The following is a 26,273-nucleotide window of genomic DNA, read 5'->3' as shown; positions in this document are numbered from 1 at the left end:
CTTTTGCTGCACTCACCCTTTCAACCCGGTGCACGTTGCCATGTTCCAGAATGTTTTCAAGCCGCGCTTTCTGAAAAACTACCTGAGCACCATGCTCTTCATTACCGGCGGCTGGTACTACTGCTTCTATATCTCGAGCTGGCATCAGGGCATGCTGGGCAGTTCGCTGCGGATGCCGATTTTCAACTCAACCCGGGACTTTCTGGTTGAGAACCTGCTCGGCCCGTTTCACGACTGGATTGTCAGCGTCGTTCCATCAGGCATCCTGGACACCATCCCGGATCCACTCGCGGGCGTTCTCACCGCAGCAGCCCTCGGCGAAACCGTTACGCTGACCGCCCCCTTCCTGTTCAAGGTGCTGGTACTGGCTTACGCAGTGATCCTGATCCGCTTCTATCTCAAGTACCCCTGGATCCATTCGAAGGCCATGATTTTTGTGCGTGGCGTCTGGCTGGGCATGTCGCGCGATCCCGAGAAAGTCCGCACGGGCAAGAAAAAACGCGTATTCCCGGGCAAGGAAAAAATCAGCACACAAACCAAACAGGCAGGTCTGGCTCTGTTACTGAAGTTCTTCTTCGCCCCGTTGATGATCAACTGGTGTCTGGGCCACGTAGCTGACATGGCCAACAGCTCCTCCAATGTGTGGATTGACGGCATCGTCGGCAACATGAGCGGGCGCATCCTGTTTGATCAGCACCTGTTCTGGGCGCTGTTCCAGGCCATCCTGTTCATCGACACCCTGTTGTTCACGCTGGGCTACATCATCGAAACACCGGCCCTGAAGAATCGCATCGTCTCGGTGGAGCCGACTTTTCTCGGCTGGTTCTTCTGCCTGGCCTGTTATCCGGATTTCAACAAAGGCACCAGCGTCATGCTGGACTGGAACAGCACGGACTTCCCGTCCTTCACCAATGACGAGATTCATCTGGTCATGAACTGCAGCATTCTGGTGCTGATGGGTGTCTATTCCTGGGCTTCTGTAGCGCTGGGTTTCCGCGCCAGCAATCTGACCAACCGCGGCATCGTCACTACCGGCCCCTACCGCTTCATCCGCCATCCGGCCTATGTTGCGAAGAACATGGCATGGTGGATCGGCTCCATGCCATTCATCTATCTGGGCTTTTCCCACAGTTTCAAGGAAGGCATGTGGGTGCTCTTCTGTCGCTGCGCCTGGAGTTTCATCTATGCGATGCGCGCCATCACCGAGGAACGTCACCTGCGCAGGGCCAACAACGGCTACGCGGAATACGCACAGAAAGTGCGCAGGCGCTTCATTCCAGGGGTGATTTAAGGCCAGGCTTCAGGCGGCAGACCAAACTGCCGTAATTCATCGGGATGGCCGGGGTTTTTCTTGTCAAGTGTGATGCGTTTCACATTGCTCACGCATTGCAGCATGTCAAAGCCCGGCCACGCGTGCCATTTGCACACAAGCCTTGTAAAGTAAGGCCCCCGATGGAGAGCAAGCCCCCATGCCCTATATCCGCCGATCTGCTGCAGGCGCTATCGTCGCCCTCTTGAACGATCCAGCTCCGGATGCACAGGAATTCCTGCCGGCGACGGAGCCAGAGGTTTGCGAGTTCCTCGGCCTGCCGACGATCAACAACTTCGTCGGTCTGGACGCGGACTTCATTCGCGTGATGGAAGATCTGCTCGACGTGATGCTCGCAAAGGGTTTGCTGCGCCTGACCGACCTGCCGCCGCAGGCACAGCGCAAACTGCTGGCACGCAAGGACATGCGCCGCAGGATGGCAGGCGCGCTGGATCTGCTGGGGGGCGAAGATGTCATCTGAGCTTCCGCTGCCGGGCAAGGACAACTGGTCGATCAACAACCACAGCACGCACGTCGACCCGCTGCTCGAATGTCTGGTTCAGCTCACCCGCATTCACGGCAACCCGTGGACGGCCGAAGCGCTGGGCGCTGGCCTGTCACGCATCGACCACCTGCTGCCGCCTTCACAATTCGTACGCGCCGCGGCGCGTGCAGGCCTGTCGGCCCGGTTGTTGCGGAAATCACTGGCCGAGATTCCGAACAAAAGCCTGCCGGTCGTTCTGCTGTTGCAAGACAAACGCGCCTGCCTGCTGCTGGAACGTCTGCCAAATGGACGCTTGCGTATCAGCACGCCGGAGATGCCGGAGACATCCACCCAGATCGATGCGGCCGCGCTGGAGGCCGACTACACCGGCTTGCTTGCCATCGTTCAACCGCAGTTCCGCTTCGATGCACGCACCACCGAAGTCCGCAAGATCCGCAGCCAGCACTGGTTCTGGAGCGCGATTTTCGGCAACTGGCGCCTGTATCGCGACACGCTAGTCGCCGCCTTGCTGATCAACATCTTCGCCCTGGCCATCCCGCTCTACTCGATGAATGTGTATGACCGAGTGGTGCCGAATCACGCCATCGAAACCCTGTGGGTACTCTCCATCGGCGCCCTGCTGGTGCTGGGCTTCGACTTCATGCTGCGCACAATTCGTGCCTTCATCATCGACACGGCCAGCAAACGCGTGGACATCACCCTGTCGGCACGCATCATGGAACGGGTGCTGGGCGTCAAACTTTCTTCACGTCCGATCTCCGTCGGCTCGTTCGCCGCCAATCTGCGCGCGTTTGAAGGCGTACGTGACTTCATTGCATCGGCCACTGTGACCGCACTGATCGACCTGCCTTTCGTATTGATCTTTCTACTGGTGCTGATGTGGATTTCGCCCTGGATGATTCTGCCGGCGATCATCGGCATGCTGCTGGTGATCGGTGCGGCGCTGTTCACCCAGAGCAAGATGCACGAACTGACAGAGACGAGCTACCGCGCCTCGGCTCAACGCAATTCCGTGCTGATCGAAAGTCTGGTGGGCCTGGAGACCATCAAAACCCTGGGTGCCGAAGGTGAAATCCAACGCCGCTGGGAACGTGCCACGCAATTCATCGCTCAGGTCAGCGCGCGCACTCGCCTGCTCTCCTCCACCACGACGGGATTCGCCCAGAGCATTCAGCAAGCGGTCAACATCAGCACGATCATTCTTGGCGTGTATCTGCTCACCGATAACCAGATCTCCATGGGCGCCATCATTGCAGCCAGCATGATTTCCGGCCGGGCGCTGGCGCCCCTGGGGCAAGTCGCCGGTTTGATGATGCAGTTTCAGCACGCCCGCACAGGTCTGACATCGGTTGACCAGCAAATGACATTGCCAGTCGAGCGTCCAGAGAACAGCAACTTCCTGCATCGCGCCCACTTCCGTGGGGAAATCGAATTCAAGGAAGTCAGCTTCAGCTATCCGCAAACCGAGCAGAAAGTGCTGAAACGCGTCTCGCTGAAACTGCGTGCGGGCGAGAAGGTCGGCATCATCGGGCGCATCGGCTCGGGCAAAACCACCTTTGAAAAACTCATCCTCGGGCTATACGAGCCCAGCGAAGGTTCGATCCTGATTGACGGCGTGGATGCGCGCCAGATCGACCCGGCAGAGCTGCGCCGTGCCATCGGCTTCGTGCCGCAGGACATCACCCTGTTCTTTGGCACCCTCAAGCAGAATATCGCCATGGGCTCTCCCCTTGCAGACGATGCGGCCATCCTTGCCGCCGCCGAACTGGCCGGCGTTACGGAATTCGCCAACGCCCACCCCAATGGCTTCGACATGCCGATTGGCGAACGTGGCGAGTCCCTTTCCGGCGGTCAGCGTCAGGCCGTGGCGATTGCCCGCGCCCTGCTCAACGACCCGCCCATCCTGATTCTGGATGAGCCGAGCAGCAGCATGGATCACCAGAGCGAAGAGCAGCTCAAACGTCGCCTGCGCGACTACTCCGCCAACAAAACCATGCTGATCGTGACCCACCGCACCTCGCTGCTGGAATTGGTTGATCGCCTGATCGTCATCGACGGCGGCAGCATTGTCGCCGACGGCCCCAAGGCGCAGGTTGTTGAAGCCCTGCAGCACGGGCGCATCGGAAAGGCGAACTGAGATGACACTGTTTGCCCGCCTCTCCTCGCTCTACAACCGCGCGATGGACTACATCGAACGCGACGAACTCCACGAAGAAAGCGATTTCATCGCCGATGCCGACTGGGCGATCAGCGAACAATCGCCGCGTGGCGCCCGCGCCGCCTTATGGACGACGGGCATTGCCTTGATCGGTCTGATCATCTGGACAGCCCTGGCGCAGCTCGATGAAATCACCAAAGGCGAAGGCAAGGTTATTCCCTCGCGGCAGATCCAGATCATCCAGAGTCTGGATGGAGGCATCGTCTCGGAAATCCTCGTGCGCGAGGGTGAGCAGGTGCGGACTGGGCAACTTCTACTCAAGATCGATCCAACGCGCTTCATTTCCAACCTCAAGGAAAACCGCTCCGAATACCTGTCTCTGCTCGCCAAGGCCGAGCGCCTGCAAGCGCTGGCCGACAGCAAACCCTTCATTCCGCCGGTCGAAGTCATCGCCGAGGCGCCGGAAATCGCCGAGCAGGAAAAGGCATTGTTCCAATCCACGCTTGCCGAGATGAATGCCAATATCGGTATCGCCCAGCAACAACTGATGCAACGCGGGCAGGAGCTCAAGGAGATCCGGGCACGCCGCGACGCGGCCCTGCAAGGCTACGAGTTCACTCAGCAGGAGCTGGAAAAAACCCGCCCACTCGCGCGCACTGGCGCAATTTCGGACGTCGAGTTATTACGCCTGGAACGGGAAGTCTCCCGCTACCGGGGCGAACGCGACATGACTGCCGCACAGATCCCGCGTGTCGAATCGGCCATCAACGAAGCCCAACGCAAGATTCAGGAAGTGGAACTGACCATCCGCAACAAGGCGCGAACCGAGCTATCGGAGGTGAATTCACGTCTCGGCCGCCTCACCGAAGGTAGTGTGGCGCTGGCCGATCGTGTCAAGCAGGCGGAGATCCGCTCACCAGTCAATGGCACGGTCAAACGCTTGCAATTCAATACTGTGGGCGGCGTCGTCCAGCCGGGCAAGGAGATGATCGAGATCGTGCCGAGTGACGACGCTTTGCTGCTCGAAGCCCGCGTTTCGCCGCGTGACATCGCTTTCCTGCGCCCGGGGCAAAAGGCCTTGGTCAAATTCACCGCCTATGATTTTTCGGTGTATGGCGGGCTGGAAGGCACGCTCGAAAACATCAGTGCCGACTCCATCGTCGATGACAAAGGCAATGCCTTCTATCTCGTCAAGGTGCGCACGCACCGCCCCACCATCGGCGACAACAATCTGCCCATCATCCCCGGCATGGTGGCCGAAGTCGACATCATCACCGGCAAGAAAAGCATCCTCTCCTACCTGATCAAGCCCGTCCTGCGTGCCCACGCCAATGCCTTGCGAGAACGCTGATTCATGAGTCGCCCTGCTTTCTCGGTTCTGACTGATGATGAAACCCTGTTTGCGCGCTTTCGCGGCCTCGCCAGCGACTGGGCGGTTTATCGTCTGGGCAATGGCAAGGCCATCGACGAGCTGCCCCCACACAGTCTGATCGTGGTCGACACCGCGACACGCGATCTGGCCGCGATCCCGGAGAAAATCTGGAGAGCGTCCTGCCAGCAGCACCGCATTGTCATCGCCAGCAGCCAGCCTGAGGATGAAGAAGGTCTCGCCTGGCTGGATCTGGGCGCAACCGGCTATTGCCACGCCTACGCCGCCGAAGCCACCCTGCGCCAGGTGCTGGAAGTCGTTGCCAGCGGAGAGCTTTGGGTTGGTCGCAGCCTGATGAGTCGCCTGCTCAAAGGCATCGGCGCCCGGCGCAGCACCCATGCGCGCAACTGGGCCGCACCGCTCACCGAGCGCGAGCGCGAAGTCGCACGCATCGCCGCCGAAGGGGATTCCAACCTCGAGATTGCCCAGGCACTGGGCATCACCGAGCGCACCGTCAAGTCTCACCTCACCGCCGTTTTTGAGAAGCTGGGCGTCAACGACCGTCTGCAACTGGCGCTCAAAGTGCACGGCATTCACTGATGTAAACACGGCAGCTCCGCTGCCGCTTCAGAATTCAAAATGACATAGCCGAAGAGCCGCCACTGACGGGAATCTTCAGGCATGCATGCGGCAAAGGCAAGCCAGGAAAGGCTCTTCAGCTACCCTCCTGCAAACACCACAACGCCCTGCCCTGGTCACGAAACCCTCGCTTTTCGTGACGTGCGCCACACTGCAGCATCTATCTAGTACCTGAGTACGATACGGCGCCCCCAATCCCGGCCGTAGAGTCCCTGTCATTGCCCCTAATCCTCACAAGAGAGCGTCCCCATGGCCACCTCCAATACCGCCGCCAACACTGCCACCATCGTCCGCATCGAAGGCAAAGCCTATCTCCGGAACGAACAGGGACAACTGGTCGCACTCAAGCCAGGTGACCAGGTTGAGCAGGGGCAACAAGTCAGCATTGACCCGAAAGGACATCTATTCCTTCAATTGGCTGACGGTCAATTGCTGGACATCGGCGGGGGCCGCACCGTCACAGTTAATGAAGAGTTATTGAGCCAAGCCAGCACAGACCGCAGCGAAGCGGCGATCCAGCCAGGCAATTCAGCCGAAGTTCAAAGCGTCATCAACGCCCTGGACTCCGGTCTGGACCCCTTTGCCAACCTCGCCGCGCCAGAGGCCGGCTTGAATGCAGGCGGCGCAGCCGACGGCGGCCATGGTTTTGTGCGTCTGCTGCGGATTGTCGAAGGCGTGGACCCACTGAGCTTCTCCTTCCGTAGCAACGCGCTGGCTGCGGAAGACATCCTGATCAATCCTGCCACCGCAGAGGCTCCTCGCGAAGAAGAGCCTGCGGCCGTCATCATCCCCCTCTCACCTGACGCCCTGGCCCTGAGCGCCTCCAGCGGCTCGGTCAGCGAAGGTGGCAGCCTGGTCTATACCGTCACGGCAGGCTCCTTCGTCAGCGGCACCCCACTCCTCGTCAGCCTCAGCAACGGCCTCACCCTGACCATCCCGGTCGGTGCCAGCAGTGCCAGCAGCGCACCCGTCAGCGTGCGCGCCGACGATGCCTACCTGCAGGGCACCGACACCCTCACCGTGAGCGTCACCAGCGCCAGCGGCGGAGCCTTCCCGGCCTACGAGCTGCCCGATCCGGTCAGCAGCACGGTCCGTGACGACGGCGACGTCACCACCGCCTCACTCAGCGCGACCCCCAGCGTTGCCGAAGGCGGCAGCATCGTTTACACGGCCACGCTCTCCAACCCTGCTGCCAGCCCGGTCACGCTTACCCTGTCGAATGGCGCCGTCATCACCATCGCCGCCGGCAGCAGCTCGGGCAGCGTATCTGTTGCGGCACCCGGCGATGATGTCTATGTCGATTCCGGCAGTGTTTCCGCCAGCATCAGCAGCGCCACTGGCGGCGGCTTCGAAAGCCTGCAGCCCAGCACTGCTCCGGCGACGACCGCCGTCACCGACACCATCAACACCGTCACCGCCACGCTCACAGCCACGGCTTCGGTGGTTGAAGGTGGCGCCATCACCTACACCGTTTCCCTGCCCAATCCGGTCACCGGCTCGCCTGTCGTCGTCACGCTGTCGAATGGCTCGACCGTCACGATCCCGGTCGGTGCCTCCTCTGGCACGACCGCCGTTACGGCTGCCGACAACCTCTACAGCGGAGGTGGCTCGGCCACCGCCAGCATCAGCAATCTGTCTGGCGGCAACTTCGAGAACCTCGTCGCCAGCGGCACGCCAGCAACGACCACGATCACCGACGACTCCGACAGCACCACCGTCTCGCTGACTGCCACGCCAGCAGTCGCCGAAGGCGGCAGCATCGTCTACACCGCCTCGCTGACCAGCCCGGCCGCCTCGGCGGTCACCGTCACGCTGTCGAACGGCGCGACCATCAGCATCGCTACCGGCAGCAGCACGGGCACGGTATCGGTCGCAGCGCCCAGTGACGATGTTTACGTTGATGCCGGCCCGGTCTCAACGACCATCAGCACCGCCACTGGCGGCGGCTTCGAAAATCTGCTCGTCAGCCCTACGGCCGCCACGACCAGCGTCAGCGACACCATCGACACCACCACCGCCACGCTGACCGCCACGCCCAGCGTTACCGAAGGCGGCAGCATCACCTACACCGTCTCGCTGACCCAGCCCGTCACCGGTTCGCCCGTGTCAGTTGTGCTCTCGAATGGTTCGACGATCAGCATCCCTGTCGGCGCATCCAGCGGCACGGCCGTCGTCACCGCTGTCGACAACGTCTATGCCGGCGGCGGCTCCGCATCGGCCACCATCAGCAGTCTGTCGGGCGGCAACTTCGAGAACCTCGTCGCCAGCAGCACGCCGGCGAGAACGACGATCACTGACGACAGCGACAGCACCACCGTCTCGCTCACTGCCACGCCGTCAGTCGCCGAAGGCGGCAGCATCGTCTACACAGCCTCACTGACCAAACCCGCCGGCACGGCGATGTCCGTCACCCTGTCGAACGGCGCGATCATCAACATCGCCGCTGGCGCTTCCAGCGGCACCGTCTCCTTCGCTGCTCCCACCGACGATGTCTATATCGATGCCGGTTCGGTGTCGGCCACGATTGCCAACACCACCGGCGGCAACTTCGAAAACCTCATCCTCAGTCCGACCGCTGCGACCACCACCGTCAGCGACACCATCGACACCACCACCGCCACGCTGACCGCAACGCCCAGCGTTGTCGAAGGCGGCAGCATCACCTACACCGTCTCGCTGACCCAGCCCGTCACCGGTTCACCCGTGTCAGTTGTGCTCTCGAATGGTTCAACGATCAACATCCCCGTCGGAGCTTCCAGCGGCACGGCCAGTGTCACGGCAGCCGACAACGTCTACGCGGGCGGTGGTTCGGCATCCGCCACCATCAGCACGATCTCCGGCGGCAACTTCGAGAACCTCGTTGCCAGCGGCCCGCCCGCCACCACCACCATCACCGACGATGGTGACAGCACGACCGTTTCGCTCTCCGCCACGCCGTCAGTCGCTGAAGGCGGCAGCATCGTCTACACCGCCACGCTGACCAACCCGGCTGGCACGGCCATGGCCGTCACTCTGTCGAACGGCGCCGTCATCAACATCGCCGCAGGCGCTTCCAGCGGTACTGTCTCCTTCACCGCACCGAGCGACGACGTCTACCTCGATGCCGGCTCAGTCTCCGCCACCATCGCCAGCACCAGCGGTGGCAACTTCGAGTCCCTCACCGTCTCGCCGACGGCGGCAAGTACGACAGTCAGCGACACCATCGATACCGTCACCGCCTCGCTCACCGGTTCATCCAGCATCACCGAAGGCGCCAGCGGCAGCTACACCGTCTCGCTCTCCAGCCCGGCCGGCAGCGCGCCCGTCTCCCTAACCCTCACCTACAGCGGCGTCGCCGCCAACGGCACGGACTTCACCGGCACCACCTCCGTCACCATCCCGGTTGGTGCCAGCTCGGCCAGCTTCAGCATCAGCGCTATCGACGATGTGCTCGCCGAAGGCAGCGAGAGCTTCACCGTCAATCTGGTTTCCGCCACGGGCGGCAACTTCGAGAACCTCACCGTCTCGGGCAGCAGCAACAGCGTCACCACCACCCTCGTCGACAACGACACGCCAACCCTCAGCATCAGCGATGTCGTCGTCACCGAGGGCAACCAGGCCGTCTTCACCGTCAGCCTGTCCAACCCCAGCACCACGGCTGTCGTGTTCACCCCCGCGCTCACATCGGGCAGCGCCACGGTCGGCAGCGACACCGCCAACGCCCTCGAATACTTCAACGGCAGCAGCTGGGTGCCCGTCCCTGCAGCCGGCGTCACCATCGCCGCAGGCGCCACCAGCGTGCAGGTGCGCGTTGCCACGCTCGACGACCCGCTTGCCGACAGCGGCGAAATCTTCACTCTCACAGCCTCCGTTACCAGCGGCCTCACGGCAAACCCGTCGGCCAGCGGCAACGCCACCATCAACGACGAAACGCCGGCTGACAATACGACCGTCTCGCTGACTGCCACCCCATCCGTGGCCGAAGGTGGCAGCATCGTCTATACCGCCTCGCTGACCAACCCGACCGGCACGGCCATGACCGTCACGCTATCGAACGGCGCAGTCATCAACATCGCTGCGGGCGCATCGACCGGCGCGGTTTCCGTCGCCGCACCGACCGACGATGTCTACATCGATGCTGGCAGCGTCTCGGCCACGATTGCCTCCACCACCGGCGGCAATTTCGAGAACCTCATCGTCAGTCCGGCAGCAGCGAGCACGACGGTCAGCGACACCATCGACACCGTCACCGCCACGCTGACTGCCTACGCTTCTGTAGTCGAAGGTGGCGCCATCACCTACACCGTTTCCCTGCCCAACTTGGTCACCGGTTCACCAGTGTCAGTCACGCTATCAAACGGCTCGACGATCAACATCCCGGTTGGCGCATCCAGCGGCACAGCCGTCGTCACCGCTGCCGACAATGCCTACGCAGGCGGTGGCTCGGCATCCGCCACCATCACCACGATCTCCGGCGGCAACTTCGAGAGCCTTGTCGCCAGCAGCACACCGGCCACCACCACGATCACCGACGACAGCGACAGTACGACCGTCTCGCTCACTGCCACGCCGTCCGTGGCCGAGGGTGGTTCCATCGTTTACACCGCCGCACTGACCAACCCGGCTGGCACAGGCATGACCGTCACCCTGTCGAATGGTGCTGTTATCAACATCGCTGCAGGCGCCTCGACCGGCACGGTCTCGGTCGCCGCACCGACTGACGATGTCTACATCGACGCAGGCTCGGTCTCGGCCACCATTGCATCAACCAGTGGTGGCAACTTCGAGGCAGTGACGATCAGCCCGACTGCTGCCAGCACGACCGTCACCGACACCATCAACACCGTCACCGCCACACTCACAGCCACGGCTTCGGTGGTCGAAGGTGGCGCCATCACCTACACCGTTTCCCTGCCCAACCCGGTTACCGGCTCGGCGGTGTCGGTTGTGCTCTCCAATGGTTCGACGATCAACATCCCGGCTGGCGCATCCAGCGGTACCGCCGTCGTCACCGCTGCCGACAATGCCTACGCAGGCGGTGGCTCGGCATCCGCCACCATCAGCACGATCTCCGGCGGCAACTTCGAGAACCTCGTTGCCAGCAGCACACCGGCCACCACCACGATCACCGATGACAGCGACAGTACGACTGTCTCGCTAACAGCGACACCGTCCGTGGCCGAAGGTGGCTCCATCGTTTACACCGCCGCGCTGACCAACCCGGCCGGCACAGGCATGACCGTCACGCTATCGAACGGCGCAGTCATCAACATCGCTGCGGGCGCATCGGCCGGCACGGTTTCCGTCGCCGCACCGACCGACGATGTCTACATCGATGCTGGCAGCGTCTCGGCCACGATTGCCTCCACCACCGGCGGCAATTTCGAGGCAGTAACGATCAGCCCGACTGCTGCCAGCACGACCGTCAGCGACACCATCAACACCGTCACCGCCACACTGACAGCAACGGCCAGCGTTGTCGAAGGCGGCAGCATTGCCTACACCGTTTCCCTGCCCAATCCGGTTACCGGTTCGGCGGTGTCGGTCACGCTCAGCAACGGCTCGACGATCAGCATCCCGGTCGGCGCTTCCAGCGGTACGACTACGGTCACTGCGGCAGACAACGTCTACAGCGGTGGTGGTTCAGCTTCGGCCACCATCACCACACTGTCGGGTGGCAACTTCGAGAACCTGGTCGCCAGCAGCGCGCCTGCAACGACGACCATCACCGACGACTCCGATGCCACCAGCGTCTCGCTGAGCGCCACGCCGGCAGTCAGCGAAGGCGGCAGCATCGTCTACACCGCCACACTGACCAATCCGGCCGGCACGGCCATGACGGTCACGCTCTCGAATGGCAGCACGATCAACATCGCAGCCGGCAGCAGCACGGGCAGCGTGTCGGTCGCTGCGCCGACTGACGACGTGTATGTCGACGCCGGCTCCGTGTCCGCCACCATCGCATCGACCAGCGGTGGCAACTTCGAGGCCGTCACGATCAACCCGGCCGCAGCCACCACCGCCATCAGCGACACGACCGATCTCACCACGCTGTCCCTCATCGGTGCGACCACGATCAACGAAGGCAGCAACGGCAACTACACCGTCTCGCTCACCAGCCCGGCACAGACTGCAGTCACCGTCACGCTGTCATACAGCGGCACGGCGGCCAACGGATCCGACTTCACGGGCACGACGACGGTCACGATTCCTGCTGGCGCCTCCAGCGCGAACTTCACGATCAACACGATCAACGACGTCGCCGCCGAGGGCACCGAGAGCTTCACGGTCGCCCTGGTCTCGGCCAGCGGCGGCAACTTCGAGAACCTCGCACTTTCGGGTTCCTCCAGCGCTGTCACCACCAACATCATCGACGACGACGTCGCCACAGTCTCGCTGTCGGCCACGCCGACGCTGAGCGAAGCCGGCGGCACCATCGTCTACACTGCCACCATCACCCAGGCACCGGTCAGCGCACTGACCGTGACGCTGTCCAACGGCTCGACGATCACCATCCCGGCCGGCGGCACAACGGGCACGCTCAATGTGCCGCTCGCCGCGTCGGACGACGTGTATGTGGATCCCACTTCGGTCTCGGCCAGCATCAGCAGCACCTCGGGCGGCGGCATCCTGGTGTCGGTCAATCCGGCTCCGGCCGTCACCAGCATCACCGACACCATCGACACGGTCACGGCCACACTCAGCGCCACCGCTTCCGTGGAGGAAGGCGGCGCCATCACCTACACCGTCTCGCTGCCCAACCCGGTTACTGGTTCGGCGGTGTCGGTCACGCTCAGCAATGGTTCTACGATCAGCATCCCGGTCGGCGCATCAAGCGGCACGGCCATCGTGACGGCTGCCGACAACGTCTATGCCGGTGGCGGCTCGGCTTCGGTCACCATCACCACGCTCAGCGGTGGCAACTTCGAGAACCTCGTCGCCAGCAGCACGCCGGCAACCACCACCATCACCGACGACAGCGACAGCACCACCGTCTCGCTGACTGCTACCCCGTCCGTGGCAGAAGGCGGCTCCATCGTTTACACCGCCGCGCTGACCAACCCGGCCGGCACAGCGATGACCGTCACGCTGTCGAATGGTGCTGTTGTCAACATCGCTGCAGGCGCCTCGACCGGCACGGTCTCTGTCGCTGCACCGACTGACGATGTCTATATCGACGCAGGCTCCGTATCGGCCACCATCGCTTCGACCAGTGGTGGCAACTTTGAGGCGATGAAGATCAGTCCGACCGCTGCCACGACCACGGTCAGCGACACCCTCAACACCGTTACGGCGACACTTACCGCCACCGCTTCCGTGGTGGAAGGCGGCGCCATCACCTACACAGTCTCGCTGCCCAACCCGGTCACCGGTTCGGCTGTGTCGGTCACGCTCAGCAATGGCTCGACGATCACGATCCCGGTCGGTGCTTCCAGCGGCACGGCCATCGTGACCGCTACCGATAACGTCTACGCCGGTGGCGGTTCGGCTTCGGTCACCATCACTGCCCTGTCAGGCGGCAACTTCGAAAACCTCGTCGCCAGCAGCACGCCCGCGACAACAACGATCACTGACGACAGCGACAGCACTACGCTCTCGCTCACGGCCACCCCGTCCGTGGCCGAAGGTGGCTCCATCGTTTACACCGCCGCGCTGACAAGCCCGGCTGGCACGGCGATGAGCGTTACGCTCAGCAATGGCGCTGTCATCAACATCGCCGCAGGCGCATCGACCGGCACGGTTTCCGTCGCCGCACCGGCCGACGACGTCTACATCGACGCAGGCTCGGTCTTGGCCACCATCACATCGACCAGCGGCGGCAACTTCGAAGCCCTCGTCGTCTCGCCGACTGCAGCCACGACGACGGTCACCGACACCAACAACACCACTACCGTCTCGCTCACAGCCAGCGCCGCGATTGCCGAAGGCGGCAGCATCGTCTACACCGCCTCGCTGACCAGCCCGGCCGCCACCCCTGTCACCGTCACGCTCAGTAATGGCGCGACGATCAGCATCGCCGCCGGCAGCAGCGCCGGCACCGTGTCGGTCGCCGCACCGACTGACGATGTGTACCTCGACGCCATCTCGGTGTCGGCCACCATCAGCACCGCCACCGGTGGCAACTTCGAAACCCTTGCCATCAACCCGGCAGCCGCCACGACCAGCATCGCCGATACGCTCGACGCCACCACCGTGTCGATCACCGGCACGGCCAGCGTTGCCGAAGGCGCCAGCGGCGGCTACACCGTCTCGCTGACCAGCCCGGCGCAGACGGCAGTCACCGTCACGCTCAGCTACAGTGGCATGGCCACCGGCAGCGGCACCGACTTCAGCGGCACGACCACGGTCACGATTCCTGCCGGCGCCTCCAGCGCGAACTTCACGATCAGCACCATCAACGACGCGCTGGCCGAAGGCACCGAGAACTTCACCATCACCCTGGTCTCGGCCAACGGCGGTAACTTCGAGAACCTCGCCATCGCTGGCGGCGTTGGTGGCTCCATCACCACCAACATCGTCGACGACGACGTCGCCACCGTCTCGCTGTCAGCGACGCCGACGCTGAGCGAAGCCGGCGGCACCCTCGTCTACACCGCTAGCATCACGCAGGCTCCCACCAGCGCGCTGACCATCACGCTGTCCAACGGCGCGACGATCACCATCGCGGCGGGCAGCACCACAGGCACGGTCAATGTGCCGCTGGCCGCGTCCGACGACGTGTATGCCGACCCGTCTTCGGTCTCCGCCACCATCAGCAGCACCTCGGGCGGCGGCATTCCGCTGTCGATCAGCCCGACCGCCGCCGTCACCAGCATCACCGACACCATCGACAACACCACGGTCTCACTGGTCGCCACACCGTCGGTGGCCGAAGGCGGTTCGATTGTCTACACCGCCTCGCTGACCAACCCGGCCGGCACGGCCATGAGCGTCACGCTCAGCAATGGCGCCGTCATCAACATCGCTGCAGGCGCTTCCAACGGCACGGTGTCTGTCGCTGCGCCGACTGACGACGTGTATGTCGACGCAGGCAGCTTGTCCGCCACAATTACCTCTACCGCCGGCGGCAACTTCGAGAACCTCGTCGTCAGCCCTACGGCCGCCACGACAACCGTCACCGACACCAACAACGCAAGCAACCTGTCGCTCTCCGCCACTGCTTCGGTGGCCGAAGGCGGTTCGATTGTTTACACCGCCACCCTGAGCAACCCGGCTGGCACGGCCATGGCCATCACGCTGTCGAACGGCGCTGTCATCAACATCGCGGCGGGCGCATCGACCGGCACTGTTTCCGTCGCAGCTCCGACTGACGATGTCTACATCGATGCCGGTTCGGTCTCGGCCACGATAGCTTCCACCACGGGCGGCAATTTCGAAGCCTTGGTCGTCTCGCCGGCGGCTGCCACCACCTCCGTCACCGACACCATCAACACCGTCACCGCCACACTGACGGCAACGGCCAGCGTCGTCGAAGGCGGCGCGATCACCTACACCGTCTCGCTGCCCAATCCTGTTACCAGCTCGCAGGTTGTCGTCACGCTGTCGAATGGCGCCACCGTCACCATCCCGGTCGGCGCATCCAGCGGCACTGCCGTCGTGACCGCTGCCGACAACGTCTACGTCGGCGGTGGTTCGGCCTCGGCCACCATCACCACGTTGTCGGGTGGCAACTTCGAGAATCTCGTTGCCAGCAACACGCCTGCCACAACGACCATCACCGATGACAGCGACAGTACGACCGTCTCGCTGACTGCCACCCCGTCGGTGGCCGAAGGTGGTTCGATTATTTACACCGCCTCGCTGACCAATCCGGCCGGCACGGCCATGAGCGTCACGCTATCGAACGGCTCTGTCATCAATATCGCGGCAGGCGCATCGACCGGCACTGTTTCCGTCGCAGCTCCGACTGACGATGTCTATATCGACGCCGGTTCCGTTTCGGCCACCATCACGTCGACATCGGGCGGCAACTTCGAGGCAGTAACGATCAGCCCGACTGCTGCCAGCACGACCGTCAGCGACACCATCAACACCGTCACCGCCACACTCACTGCCACGGCTTCAGTGGTTGAAGGTGGCGCCATTTCCTACACCGTTTCCCTGCCCAACCCGGTCACCGGCTCGGCTGTGTCGGTTGTGCTCTCCAATGGTTCGACAATCAACATCCCGGTTGGCGCATCCAGCGGCACCGCCGTCGTCACCGCTGCCGACAATGCCTACGCAGGCGGTGGCTCGGCATCCGCCACCATCAGCACGATCTCCGGCGGCAACTTCGAGAACCTCGTTGCCAGCAGCACGCCCGCGACAACAACGATCACCGACGACAGCGACAATACGACCGTCTCGCTGACAGCCACCCCGTCTGTAGCTGAAGGTGGCTCGATTGTTTACACCGCCTCGCTGACCAATCCGGCTGGCACGGCGATGACGGTCACGCTGTCGACCGGCGCCGTCATCAACATCGCTGCAGGGGCATCGACCGGCACTGTTTCCGTCGCAGCTCCAACTGACGATGTCTACATCGACGCAGGCTCGGTCTCGGCCACGATTGCGTCCACCACGGGAGGAAATTTCGAGGCAGTGACGATCAGCCCGACTGCCGCCAGCACGACCGTCAGCGACACCATCAACACTGTCACCGCCACGCTGACGGCAACCGCCAGCGTTGTCGAAGGCGGCAGCATCACCTATACCGTCTCGCTGCCCAATCCGGTTACCGGCTCGCCGGTGTCGGTCACGCTGAGCAATGGCTCAACGATCAGCATCCCGGTCGGCGCATCAAGCGGCACAGCAACGGTCACAGCTGCCGACAACGTCTACAGCGGAGGTGGCTCGGCATCTGCCACCATCGCCACACTGTCCGGTGGCAACTTCGAGAACCTCGTTGCCAGCAGCACCCCGGCAATGACCACGATCACCGACGACTCCGATGTCACCACGGTCTCGCTGACGGCGACCCCGTCGGTCGCCGAAGGCGGCAGCATCATCTACACCGCCTCGCTGACCAGCCCGGCCGCCTCGCCTGTCACGGTCACGCTGTCGAACGGTTCGACCATCACCATCGCCGCCGGCAGCAGCACAGGCACCGTTTCTGTCGCCGCGCCAACGGACGATGTGTACGTCGACGCCGGCTCCGTCTCGGCCACCATCAGCACCGCCACCGGCGGCGGATTTGAGAGCCTTGTCGTCAGCCCCACGGCCGCCACGACTACTATTACCGACACCATCAACAACACCAACCTGTCGCTGTCTGCCAGTGCCAGCGTGGCTGAAGGTGGTTCGATTGTTTACACCGCTTCTCTGACGAACCCGGCCGGCACGGCAATGAGCGTCACGCTGTCGAATGGCACTGTCATCAGCATCGCTGCCGGCGCATCCAGCGGCAGCGTCTCGGTCGCTGCGCCGACGGACGACGTCTATGTCGACGCCGGCTCGGTATCAGCCACCATCGCCTCAACCACTGGCGGCAACTTCGAGAACCTCGTCGTCATCCCCGCAGCCGCTGCGACCAGCATCACCGACACGATCAACACGACCACGCTGTCCCTCACCGGAGCGACCAGCATCGCCGAAGGCGCCAACGGCAGCTACACAGTCTCGCTTACCAGCCTGGCGCAGACCGCTGTCACCGTCACGCTGGCCTACAGCGGCACGGCAGCCAACGGGTCTGATTTCACGGGCACGACGACAGTCACCATCCCCGCAGGCACCTCGTCGGCAAACTTCACGATCAGCGCGATCAACGATGTGCTGGCAGAAGGCAACGAGAACTTCACGGTCGCTCTGGCCTCTGCTTCCGGTGGCAACTTCGAGAGTCTCGTTCTCTCGGGTACTTCCGGCGCCGTCACCACCAACATAATCGACGACGACGTCGCCACGGTCTCGCTGTCGGCCACACCGACATTGACTGAAGCCGGTGGCACCCTCGTCTACACCGCCACCATCACCCAGGCACCGGTCAGCGCGCTGACCGTCACGCTCTCCAACGGCTCGACGATCACCATCCCGGCCGGCAGCACAACAGGTACGGTCAATGTGCCGCTCGCCGCGTCGGACGACGTGTATGTGGATCCCACTTCGGTCTCCGCCAGCATCAGCAGCACCTCGGGCGGCGGCATCCTCGTGACGGTCAACCCGACACCGGCCGTCACCAGCATCACCGACACCATCAACACAGTCACGGCCACGCTGAGCGCAACGCCCAGCGTCGTCGAAGGCGGCAGCATCACCTACACGGTCAATCTGCCCAACCCCGTCACCAGCACGCCGGTCTCCGTCACGCTGTCGAACGGTTCGACAATCACCATCCCGGTTGGCGCCTCCAGTGGCACCACAACCGTCACGGCTGCAGACAATGTCTACGTCGGTGGCGGCTCAACCTCGGCCACCATCAGCAGCATCTCGGGCGGTAACTACGAGAACCTCGTCGCCAGCAGCACACCGGCAGCCACGACGATTACCGACGACAGCGACAGCACCAACCTGTCACTCACGGCAACCCCATCGGTGGCCGAAGGTGGCTCCATCGTCTACACCGCCACCCTGAGCAACCCAACCGGCACGGCCATGACGGTCACCATCACGGGTGGCACAACGATCACGATTGCCGCCGGCGCCACCACCGGCACGGTCAGCGTGGCCGCACCGAGTGAAGACGTTTATATCGATGCCGGCAGCGTCAGTCGCAGCATCACCGCCACGAGCGGTGGCAACTTCGAGAACCTCGTCGTCTCGCCGACGGCTGCAAATACGACCGTCAGCGACACCATCAACACCACTATGCTAAGCCTCACCGGTGCAGCAAACATTGTTGAAGGTAGCTCTGGCGTTTACACGCTCTCGCTCACCAGCCCGGCACAGACGGCAGTCACAGTAAACCTCAGCTACAGCGGAACGGCGGCCAACGGCACGGACTACACCAGCGTCGCGACCGTCACCATCCCGGCTGGCAGCAGCAGCGTGAACTTCAACATCGCCACGCTGGACGATGCTTTCGCCGAAGGCAGCGAAAGCTTTACGGTCAACGTCAGCTCCGCAAGCGGCGGCAATTTTGAAAACCTCACAGTCTCCGGCTCGGCGAACAGCGTCACGACGACCATCACCGATGAAGCTACGCCAGACACCGTACTGGTCAGCATCGACGGCCCGGGTGCCGTGGTGGAAGGCAACACCACCACCAATTACACCGTCTCGCTGGACCAGGCTGCCGTCACACCGGTCACCGTCAATCTAACCTACACCGGCACGGCCACCAACGGCAGCGACTACACCGGCGTCGTCAGCGTCACGGTCCCGGCCGGTTCGTCCAGCGCGACCTTCACGATCCCGACCATCGACGATGCACGCGCTGACTCCGGCGAGACGGTCATCGTCGCGCTCGGCTCGATCACCGGTGGTGGCTTCGAAGCCATCGCGGCGCACCCGACCAACAACAGCGTCACCACGACCATCAATGACGAAGCCACGCCGGACACGGTACTGGTCAGCATCGCCGGTCCCGGCAGCGTGGTGGAAGGCAGCACGACCACCAACTACACAGTCTCGCTGGGCCAGGCCGCTGTCACACCGGTCACCGTCAATCTGACCTACACCGGAACCGCCACCAACGGCACGGATTACACCGGCGTTGTCAGCGTCACCGTCCCGGCCGGTTCGACCAGCACGACCTTCACGATCCCGACCATCGACGATGCACGCGCCGACTCCGGCGAAACAGTCATCGTCACGCTCGGCACGATCACGGGCGGAGGCTTCGAAGCCATTGCGGCGCACCCGACCAACAACAGCGTCACCACGACCATCAGTGACGAAGCCACGCCCGACACCGTGCTGGTCAGCATCGCTGGCCCCGGTACCGTCATCGAAGGTGCCACGACCACCAACTACACCGTGACACTAGGTCAGGCCGCTGTCACACCGGTCACCGTCAATCTGACTTATACCGGCACGGCCACCAACGGCACGGATTACACCGGCGTTGTCAGCGTCACCGTGCCGGCCGGTGCGACCAGCGCGACTTTCACGATCCCGACCATCGACGATGCACGCGCTGACTCCGGCGAGACGGTCATCGTCTCGCTCGGCTCGATCACCGGCGGCGGCTTCGAAGCCATTGCGGCGCACCCGACCAACAACAGCGTCACCACGACCATTTCGGATGAAGCCACGCCTGACACGGTACTGGTCAGCATCACGGGCCCGGCGACAGTCATCGAAGGCAACGCCACCGGCAACTTCACCGTGTCGCTTGCGCAAGCGGCATTCACGCCCGTTATGGTCAACCTGAGCTACACCGGCACGGCCACCAACGGCGCCGACTACACAGGTATTGCGACAGTCACCATCCCGGCAGGTGCGACGAGCGCCACCTTCAATCTCGCCACTCTCGACGACGCACGCGCCGACTCCGGCGAAACGGTCATCGTTACGCTAGGCTCAATCACTGGCGGCGGCTTCGAAGCGATTGCGGCGCATCCGACCAACAACAACGTCACCACGACAATCAGCGACGAGACCACTCCCGATACGGTACTGGTCAGCCTGACCGGCCCAGCCACCGTCACTGAAGGCAACGCGACTGGCAACTACACCATCTCCTTGGGCCAGGCTGCAGCAACCGCTGTCACAGTCAACCTGACTTACACCGGCACCGCTGGCAACGGCGCCGACTACACGGGCGTGGTCAGCGTCACGGTTCCTGCTGGCGCCAGCAGCGCGACCTTCAACCTCGCCACCCTCGACGACGCACTAGCTGACTCCGGCGAAACCCTCATCGTCTCGCTGGGCACGATCACTGGTGGTGGCTTTGAAGCCATCGCGGCTCATCCGACCAACAATACGGTCACGACGACCATCAGTGACGAGGCTGTGCCCGACACGGTGCTCGTCAGCATCGCCGGCCCCGGCAGCGTGATTGAAGGCAGCACGACCACCAATTACACCGTCTCGCTGGGCCAGGCGGCTGTCACGCCAGTCACCGTCAATCTGACTTACTCCGGCACGGCCACCAACGGCAGCGACTACACCGGTGTTGTCAGCGTCACAATCCCGGCAGGGGCAAGCAGCGCCACCTTCACCTTGCCGACCACAAACGACACACTGGACGAAACGAACGAAGCCGTCGTCGTCACACTGGGTTCAGTCACTGGCGGCGGCTTTGAAGCCATCGCTGCGCACCCGACCAACAACAGCATCACCACCACGATCACCGACAATGATCCGGCCCCCGCTCTGTCGATCAATGACGTGAGCGTGAACGAGTCCGCTGGCACGGCCACCTTCACGGTCAGCCTGTCTGCAGCTTCCGGGCAGACCGTCAGCGTGGGCTACAGCACCAGCAATGGCAGCGCCATCGCCGGTAGTGACTACACGGCAGGGTCCGGCACGATTTCTTTCGCTCCGGGCGAAACCAGCAAGACCATCACCATCGCGATCACCAACGATGCTCGGGTCGAACCCACCGAAACCTTCACGGTCACGCTCGCCACTCCTGTCAATGCCACGATTGCCGACGCAACAGGCGTCGGCAGCATCCTCAACGACGACGTTGCACCGATCATCGACCTGAGCGGCCCGCCGCTGGACGACATCACGCTGGTGGGCTGGAACCACAACACGCCGGCCAACACCGTTAACGCGGACATGATCAACGGCACGCTGATCAGCAGCACCACAGCAGAAACCGTAGGGGCCGGCCTGACCCGCACTTTCGACGACACGCTGGCCGTGATTGTCGGAGCGGATACGAGCACTCTGAATCAAGCCATCGCCAACAACGACTACCTCTCCTACAGCTTCACGACCGTTGCTGGCCTGCCCGCCGACACGACCATCACCCAGATCTACAATGCTGACTGGGACAAGTACAACAATGGCCTGGAAGCCGGCTACAAGGTCGCCGTGCTCATCTCCAACGACAATTTCGTCACCTCCACCACCCTGATCGTGGATCGCCAGGCCGTCACAGCCGGCGGGGATTACTACACGTCGGTGTTCAGCAACCTTCTCACGCCTTACCAACTGGCTGCCGGAACCACCTACGAGGTGCGCTCCTATCTTTACGACGCCACGGCAGGCACGGTGTATTGGGACGATTTCCAGATCAAGGCATCCACCGGCACATACAACTTCAGCAACACCTTTACCGAAGATGGCCCGGCAGTCAGCATCGCGGCGAGCACGGCCGACATCATCGACAGCGATTCGGCCAACATGACATTGGCCACCATCACGCTAACCAATGCACAGGCAGGCGATGTCCTCACGCTCGGCACCCTCGCCGGCGGCATCACTTCCACCGTGTCCGGCAACACCATCACCCTGAGTGGTTCTGCCAGTCAGGCAGACTACGAAGCGGCGATCCGCAGCATCACCTTCAGCAACACCAGTAATACGCCCAATACCACCAATCGCATCATCACGGTTACCGTGTTCGACGGCGACAACAACGCCAACACGGCCACCTCAACCATCGCCGTGCAGCCGACTAATGATGTACCCAGCACCACCACCCTCACGATCAGTGGCGCAGAAGACAGCCTGATCACTGTTGCGCTCGCCGGCACGGATACGGACGGAACGGTCACCGGATTCGTCATCTCCAGTTTGCCAGCGAATGGCACGCTATACAGCGATGCGGCCGGCACAACCGCAATCACCGCAGGCAACACCGTCAGCGGCCCTGTGTATTTCCGCCCGAGCATCAACTGGAATGGCAACACCAGCTTCCAGTACGCCGCGCAGGACAATTCGGGCGCCGTGGATGCCACCCCCGCCACAACCACTATCACCGTCACACCGATGAATGACGGCACGCCGGTCGCGGTGGGCGACAGTTTTGTCGCCATCCAAGGCAGCCCGATCATCATCACGACCGCCCAGCTGATGGCCAATGACAGCCTCTTTGATCGCGCCCAGATCACCGCCAACAGTACGCTGACTGGGCTGGTCAACAACGGCAATGGAACCTGGACCTACACTCCACCAGCCGGCACGGCCGGAACAACACCCAGCTTCACTTACACACTGACCGATGATCAGGGCCAGACCAGCACCGCCACGGTTTCCGTACGTGTCTATGCCACCAGCGACGACGTCATCACGGTCAACGAAAGCGCGCTCAGTAATGGAACGGGAGGCGGAGTTGCCCTCGTCAGCGGCAACCTGCTAAGCAACGATCCAGGAAGTGCCGGCATCACAGCAGTCAATAGCGTGGGCGGCGTCACGGATGGCAGCACCAACGACACAGATGCACGCAGCGGCTACATCGGCGTCAACCATGTCGTCGGCGGAGTCACCGTCGGCAACGTCGTGGTGGACTGCACGGGCGCAGGAATCGGCAATTACACCTACACCCTGCTCGACAACGCAGATCACAGCGCGGCGGCCAACAACAACAGCCTGAGCTCGGCGATTACCTACACCACGACAGGCGGCACCGGCACGGGCGCCAACCTGCAGGTCAACATTGTTGATGATCGTCCGCAGACATTCAGCCGCACGGTGCAGATCACCGAAACCGCGATGCCCAACTACAAGCTGATGCTGATCCTGGACAATTCTCGCTCGATGACCCTACCGGAAGCCGGCGGCGCAATTCAGGACGAAGCCGACAACGGTTCGGTCAGTTTGACCACTCGCCTTGATCTGGCCAAACAGGCCATGAAGGATCTGGTCAGCCAGTACTTTGATCAGGCTTCGACTGTCACGGTGCAGCTGGTCACATTCGCGCCGGGTGGAGTACTGGTCAACTACGGCGGTGCCACCACCTTCACCAGCAAAGCCGGGGCACTAGCCGCCATCGACAGCATTGCCGTATCAGACACTGGTGGCACCAATTACGAAGCAGGCCTTACCACGACACTCAGCGCCCTGGACACGAATGGCAATGGCGTGCTCGACAACACCAGCGGTCAAACTATTGCCTACTTCATCTCCGATGGCACACCAACGGCCGGCAACACCACCACAGCCACCAACACCTGGAACACCTTCACGGCTAACAACGCCATCCAGTCCTACGCCATCGGCATCGGTACGGGGGTAACGGCTTCAGCGGCACTGAATACCATCCATAATATTGACGCTGATGCCAGCGGCACCCGTGACGCTGCAGTCATCGTCCCGGATCTGAACGACCTTTCGGCAACGCTGACCAATTCGGTTCCGGTTTCCTACGGCGGCAATGTCGTCGGTGGAGGCGCCAGTTCAGTTGGCAGCGCGCTGGGCGCAGACGGTGGCTACATCCAGACACTGCTTGTACCGCTCGATACGGACAACAACAGCGCAACCGCCCCGATCAACGTCACCTTCACTTACAACGGCAGCCAGATCAGCTGGAGCGGCGGCTTCCCGAGTGGCTCTCCTATCACCGGCGACACGCTCACCTTGGGCAGCAGCAACGGCTTTGTTCTCGGGACGCTAAACTTCAATTTCGCCAGCGGAGACTACACTTACTACGCTGGCGGCAGCGCCACCGAAGGCACGACGTTTGCCATCTCATTTGCAGCCCGCGATTCCGATGGAGACATTACGCCAAGCACTACCCTGAATTTTGAGGTTGTTGACGGCAAACCCGTTGCCCGACCCGACTTCGACAGCCTCACGCCCAACAACACCAGTTTCGCCGGCAATGTCATCACCGGTCTGGGCACCGACTCCGGACTGGCTGAAAACACCTTGGTCACGGACTTCACCGCGCGCGGTGCAGGTGCTGACACAGCGGCTGACAATGCAAAGGTGAGCAGCATCACCTTCGACGGCCAGACGATTAGTCTCACAGCCACATCCACTGGCAACACCACCAACGGCAGTTACACCGTCGATACAAATGGCACCTTGAACTGGACTGCGACAAGCGCTTCAGCCACAGGCTCCACCCTCACCTTCAACAACGAGGGCTACTACAGCTATACCCCGCCCACCGCCAGCCTGCCGAATCCCCCGATTGACACTCTCGTCAATGTCACCCTGACAACAGCACCGGTCGCAACGACAGGCCTCACCATCAGCGGCCGCGACGAGAACGGAGCCAGTGCCGGCATCACCTTCTACAACCCGACGGGCACCGCCAACGATGGGGCTGGCGTTACTGGCCAAGGCGTCGCCAGCTCGGCAATGGCCGCCGACGTAAACACCAACCCCGCTCGCTATCTGGATGGGCTGGAGACCATGCAGTTCAGTTTCAACACGACCACCCATCCGCGCGGCGTGGAAAACATCAGTTTTACCATCAGTGGGGGGAGCAGCAATCTCGGCGACCGTATCGGGGTGGGTGGCTCAAGTTCCTTGAGCTACAACGTCTATCACATCGACGGACACCTGCTGGGCAGCTTCGTCAGCACTGCCGAAGGCACTGTCACCCTGCCTGCGCAGTTCAGCAATGTCGGCTGGATCGAAGTCCAGGCGGCCTCGGACACCTACGCCCGCATCAGCGGAGTAAGTTTCCAGTCCGTGCTCGAAGATTCGTCGACCACCGTCATTGCCCCGATCAACATCGGCTACACCCTGACTGATGCCGACGGCGACACCAGCAGCTCCACGCTCACCCTGTCGAGCTACAACAACGCCATCACCATCGACGCCAGCAGCACGGCCTACACCGGTTCGGCCATCAACGACCAGATTTTCGGCCAGACTGGCAATGACACCCTCAGTGGCGGTGCTGGCCACGACCTACTGTCCGGCAACACCGGCAACGACGTACTGAACGGCGACGCCGGCAACGACCAGCTCTTCGGTGGTCAGGGCAATGACACGCTATCCGGCGGAGATGGCAGTGATCGCCTCACCGGTGGCGGTGGTAACGATGCACTCACTGGCGGCGCAGGCTCTGACGTATTCGTCTGGAGTCTGGCGGATCGTGGCGCGACCGGCTCCCCGGCCGTGGATACGATCAACTCCTACGACAACGGCTCCGCCGCTGCAGGCGGCGACGTACTCGACCTTCGCGATCTGCTGCAAGGCGAATACCATACAGGCAACGACGCGGGCTCACTCGGCAACTACTTGCACTTCACCAGTTCGGGCGGCAATACCACCGTGCAGATCAGCAGTGGCGGCGCGTTCTCCAGTGGATTCTCGGCTGCGGCCGTCGATCAGCAGATCGTACTCAGCGGCGTTGATCTCACCAGTAACGGCACACTTAGTGATCAGACCATCATCCAGGACCTGCTCGCAAAGGGAAAACTGCAGTCGGATTAATTCGGGCAAAAACAAAGGAAAAGCAGCGAGGGGGAAAACTCAACCCCCTTGCTGCAGACCCGCACCCACACTTGCTTTACAGGCGACCTATCCGCTCAGCCAAGCTGGGCGC

6 protein-coding genes are annotated in these 26,273 nt (G+C 62.6%); all 6 read left to right on the top strand.

Annotated features, from left to right (window positions below; genetic code table 11):
* Positions 1–40: 40 nt before the first annotated feature.
* Positions 41–1,291, top strand: a complete 1,251-nt coding sequence (locus ABXR19_RS06120; RefSeq protein WP_354600219.1) for a methyltransferase family protein — start codon at positions 41–43, stop codon at positions 1,289–1,291.
* A gap of 178 nt (positions 1,292–1,469) precedes the next feature.
* Positions 1,470–1,790 (top strand): hypothetical protein, encoded by a 321-nt coding sequence (locus ABXR19_RS06115; RefSeq protein ID WP_354600218.1) that lies wholly within the window; start codon positions 1,470–1,472, stop codon positions 1,788–1,790.
* Positions 1,780–3,951: a type I secretion system permease/ATPase gene (locus ABXR19_RS06110; RefSeq protein WP_354600217.1), complete on the top strand. Its 2,172-nt coding sequence runs from the start codon at positions 1,780–1,782 to the stop codon at positions 3,949–3,951. Before ABXR19_RS06115 ends, ABXR19_RS06110 begins: the two co-directional genes overlap by 11 nt.
* Before the next feature lies 1 nt (position 3,952).
* Positions 3,953–5,323 (top strand): HlyD family type I secretion periplasmic adaptor subunit, encoded by a 1,371-nt coding sequence (locus ABXR19_RS06105; protein WP_354600216.1) that lies wholly within the window; start codon positions 3,953–3,955, stop codon positions 5,321–5,323.
* Between the two features lie 3 nt (positions 5,324–5,326).
* Positions 5,327–5,941, top strand: a complete 615-nt coding sequence (locus ABXR19_RS06100) for a helix-turn-helix transcriptional regulator (RefSeq protein WP_354600215.1) — start codon at positions 5,327–5,329, stop codon at positions 5,939–5,941.
* A 288-nt stretch (positions 5,942–6,229) separates the two neighbouring features.
* Positions 6,230–26,161 (top strand): immunoglobulin-like domain-containing protein, encoded by a 19,932-nt coding sequence (locus tag ABXR19_RS06095; RefSeq protein WP_354600214.1) that lies wholly within the window; start codon positions 6,230–6,232, stop codon positions 26,159–26,161.
* Positions 26,162–26,273: the final 112 nt, after the last annotated feature.

Origin of the sequence: Uliginosibacterium flavum, assembly GCF_040566545.1 — a bacterium.
Lineage (GTDB): Bacteria > Pseudomonadota > Gammaproteobacteria > Burkholderiales > Rhodocyclaceae > Uliginosibacterium > Uliginosibacterium flavum.
This window is presented reverse-complemented; position numbering and strand designations above follow the sequence as displayed.

Bases quoted from the DNA above. Each gene is read 5' to 3' on its own strand.
- ABXR19_RS06120 (WP_354600219.1), top strand. From the start codon at position 41: ATGTTCCAGAATGTTTTCAAGCCGCGCTTTCTGAAAAACTACCTGAGC.
- ABXR19_RS06095 (WP_354600214.1), top strand. From the start codon at position 6,230: ATGGCCACCTCCAATACCGCCGCCAACACTGCCACCATCGTCCGCATC.
- ABXR19_RS06110 (WP_354600217.1), top strand. From the start codon at position 1,780: ATGTCATCTGAGCTTCCGCTGCCGGGCAAGGACAACTGGTCGATCAAC.
- ABXR19_RS06100 (WP_354600215.1), top strand. From the start codon at position 5,327: ATGAGTCGCCCTGCTTTCTCGGTTCTGACTGATGATGAAACCCTGTTT.
- ABXR19_RS06115 (WP_354600218.1), top strand. From the start codon at position 1,470: ATGCCCTATATCCGCCGATCTGCTGCAGGCGCTATCGTCGCCCTCTTG.
- ABXR19_RS06105 (WP_354600216.1), top strand. From the start codon at position 3,953: ATGACACTGTTTGCCCGCCTCTCCTCGCTCTACAACCGCGCGATGGAC.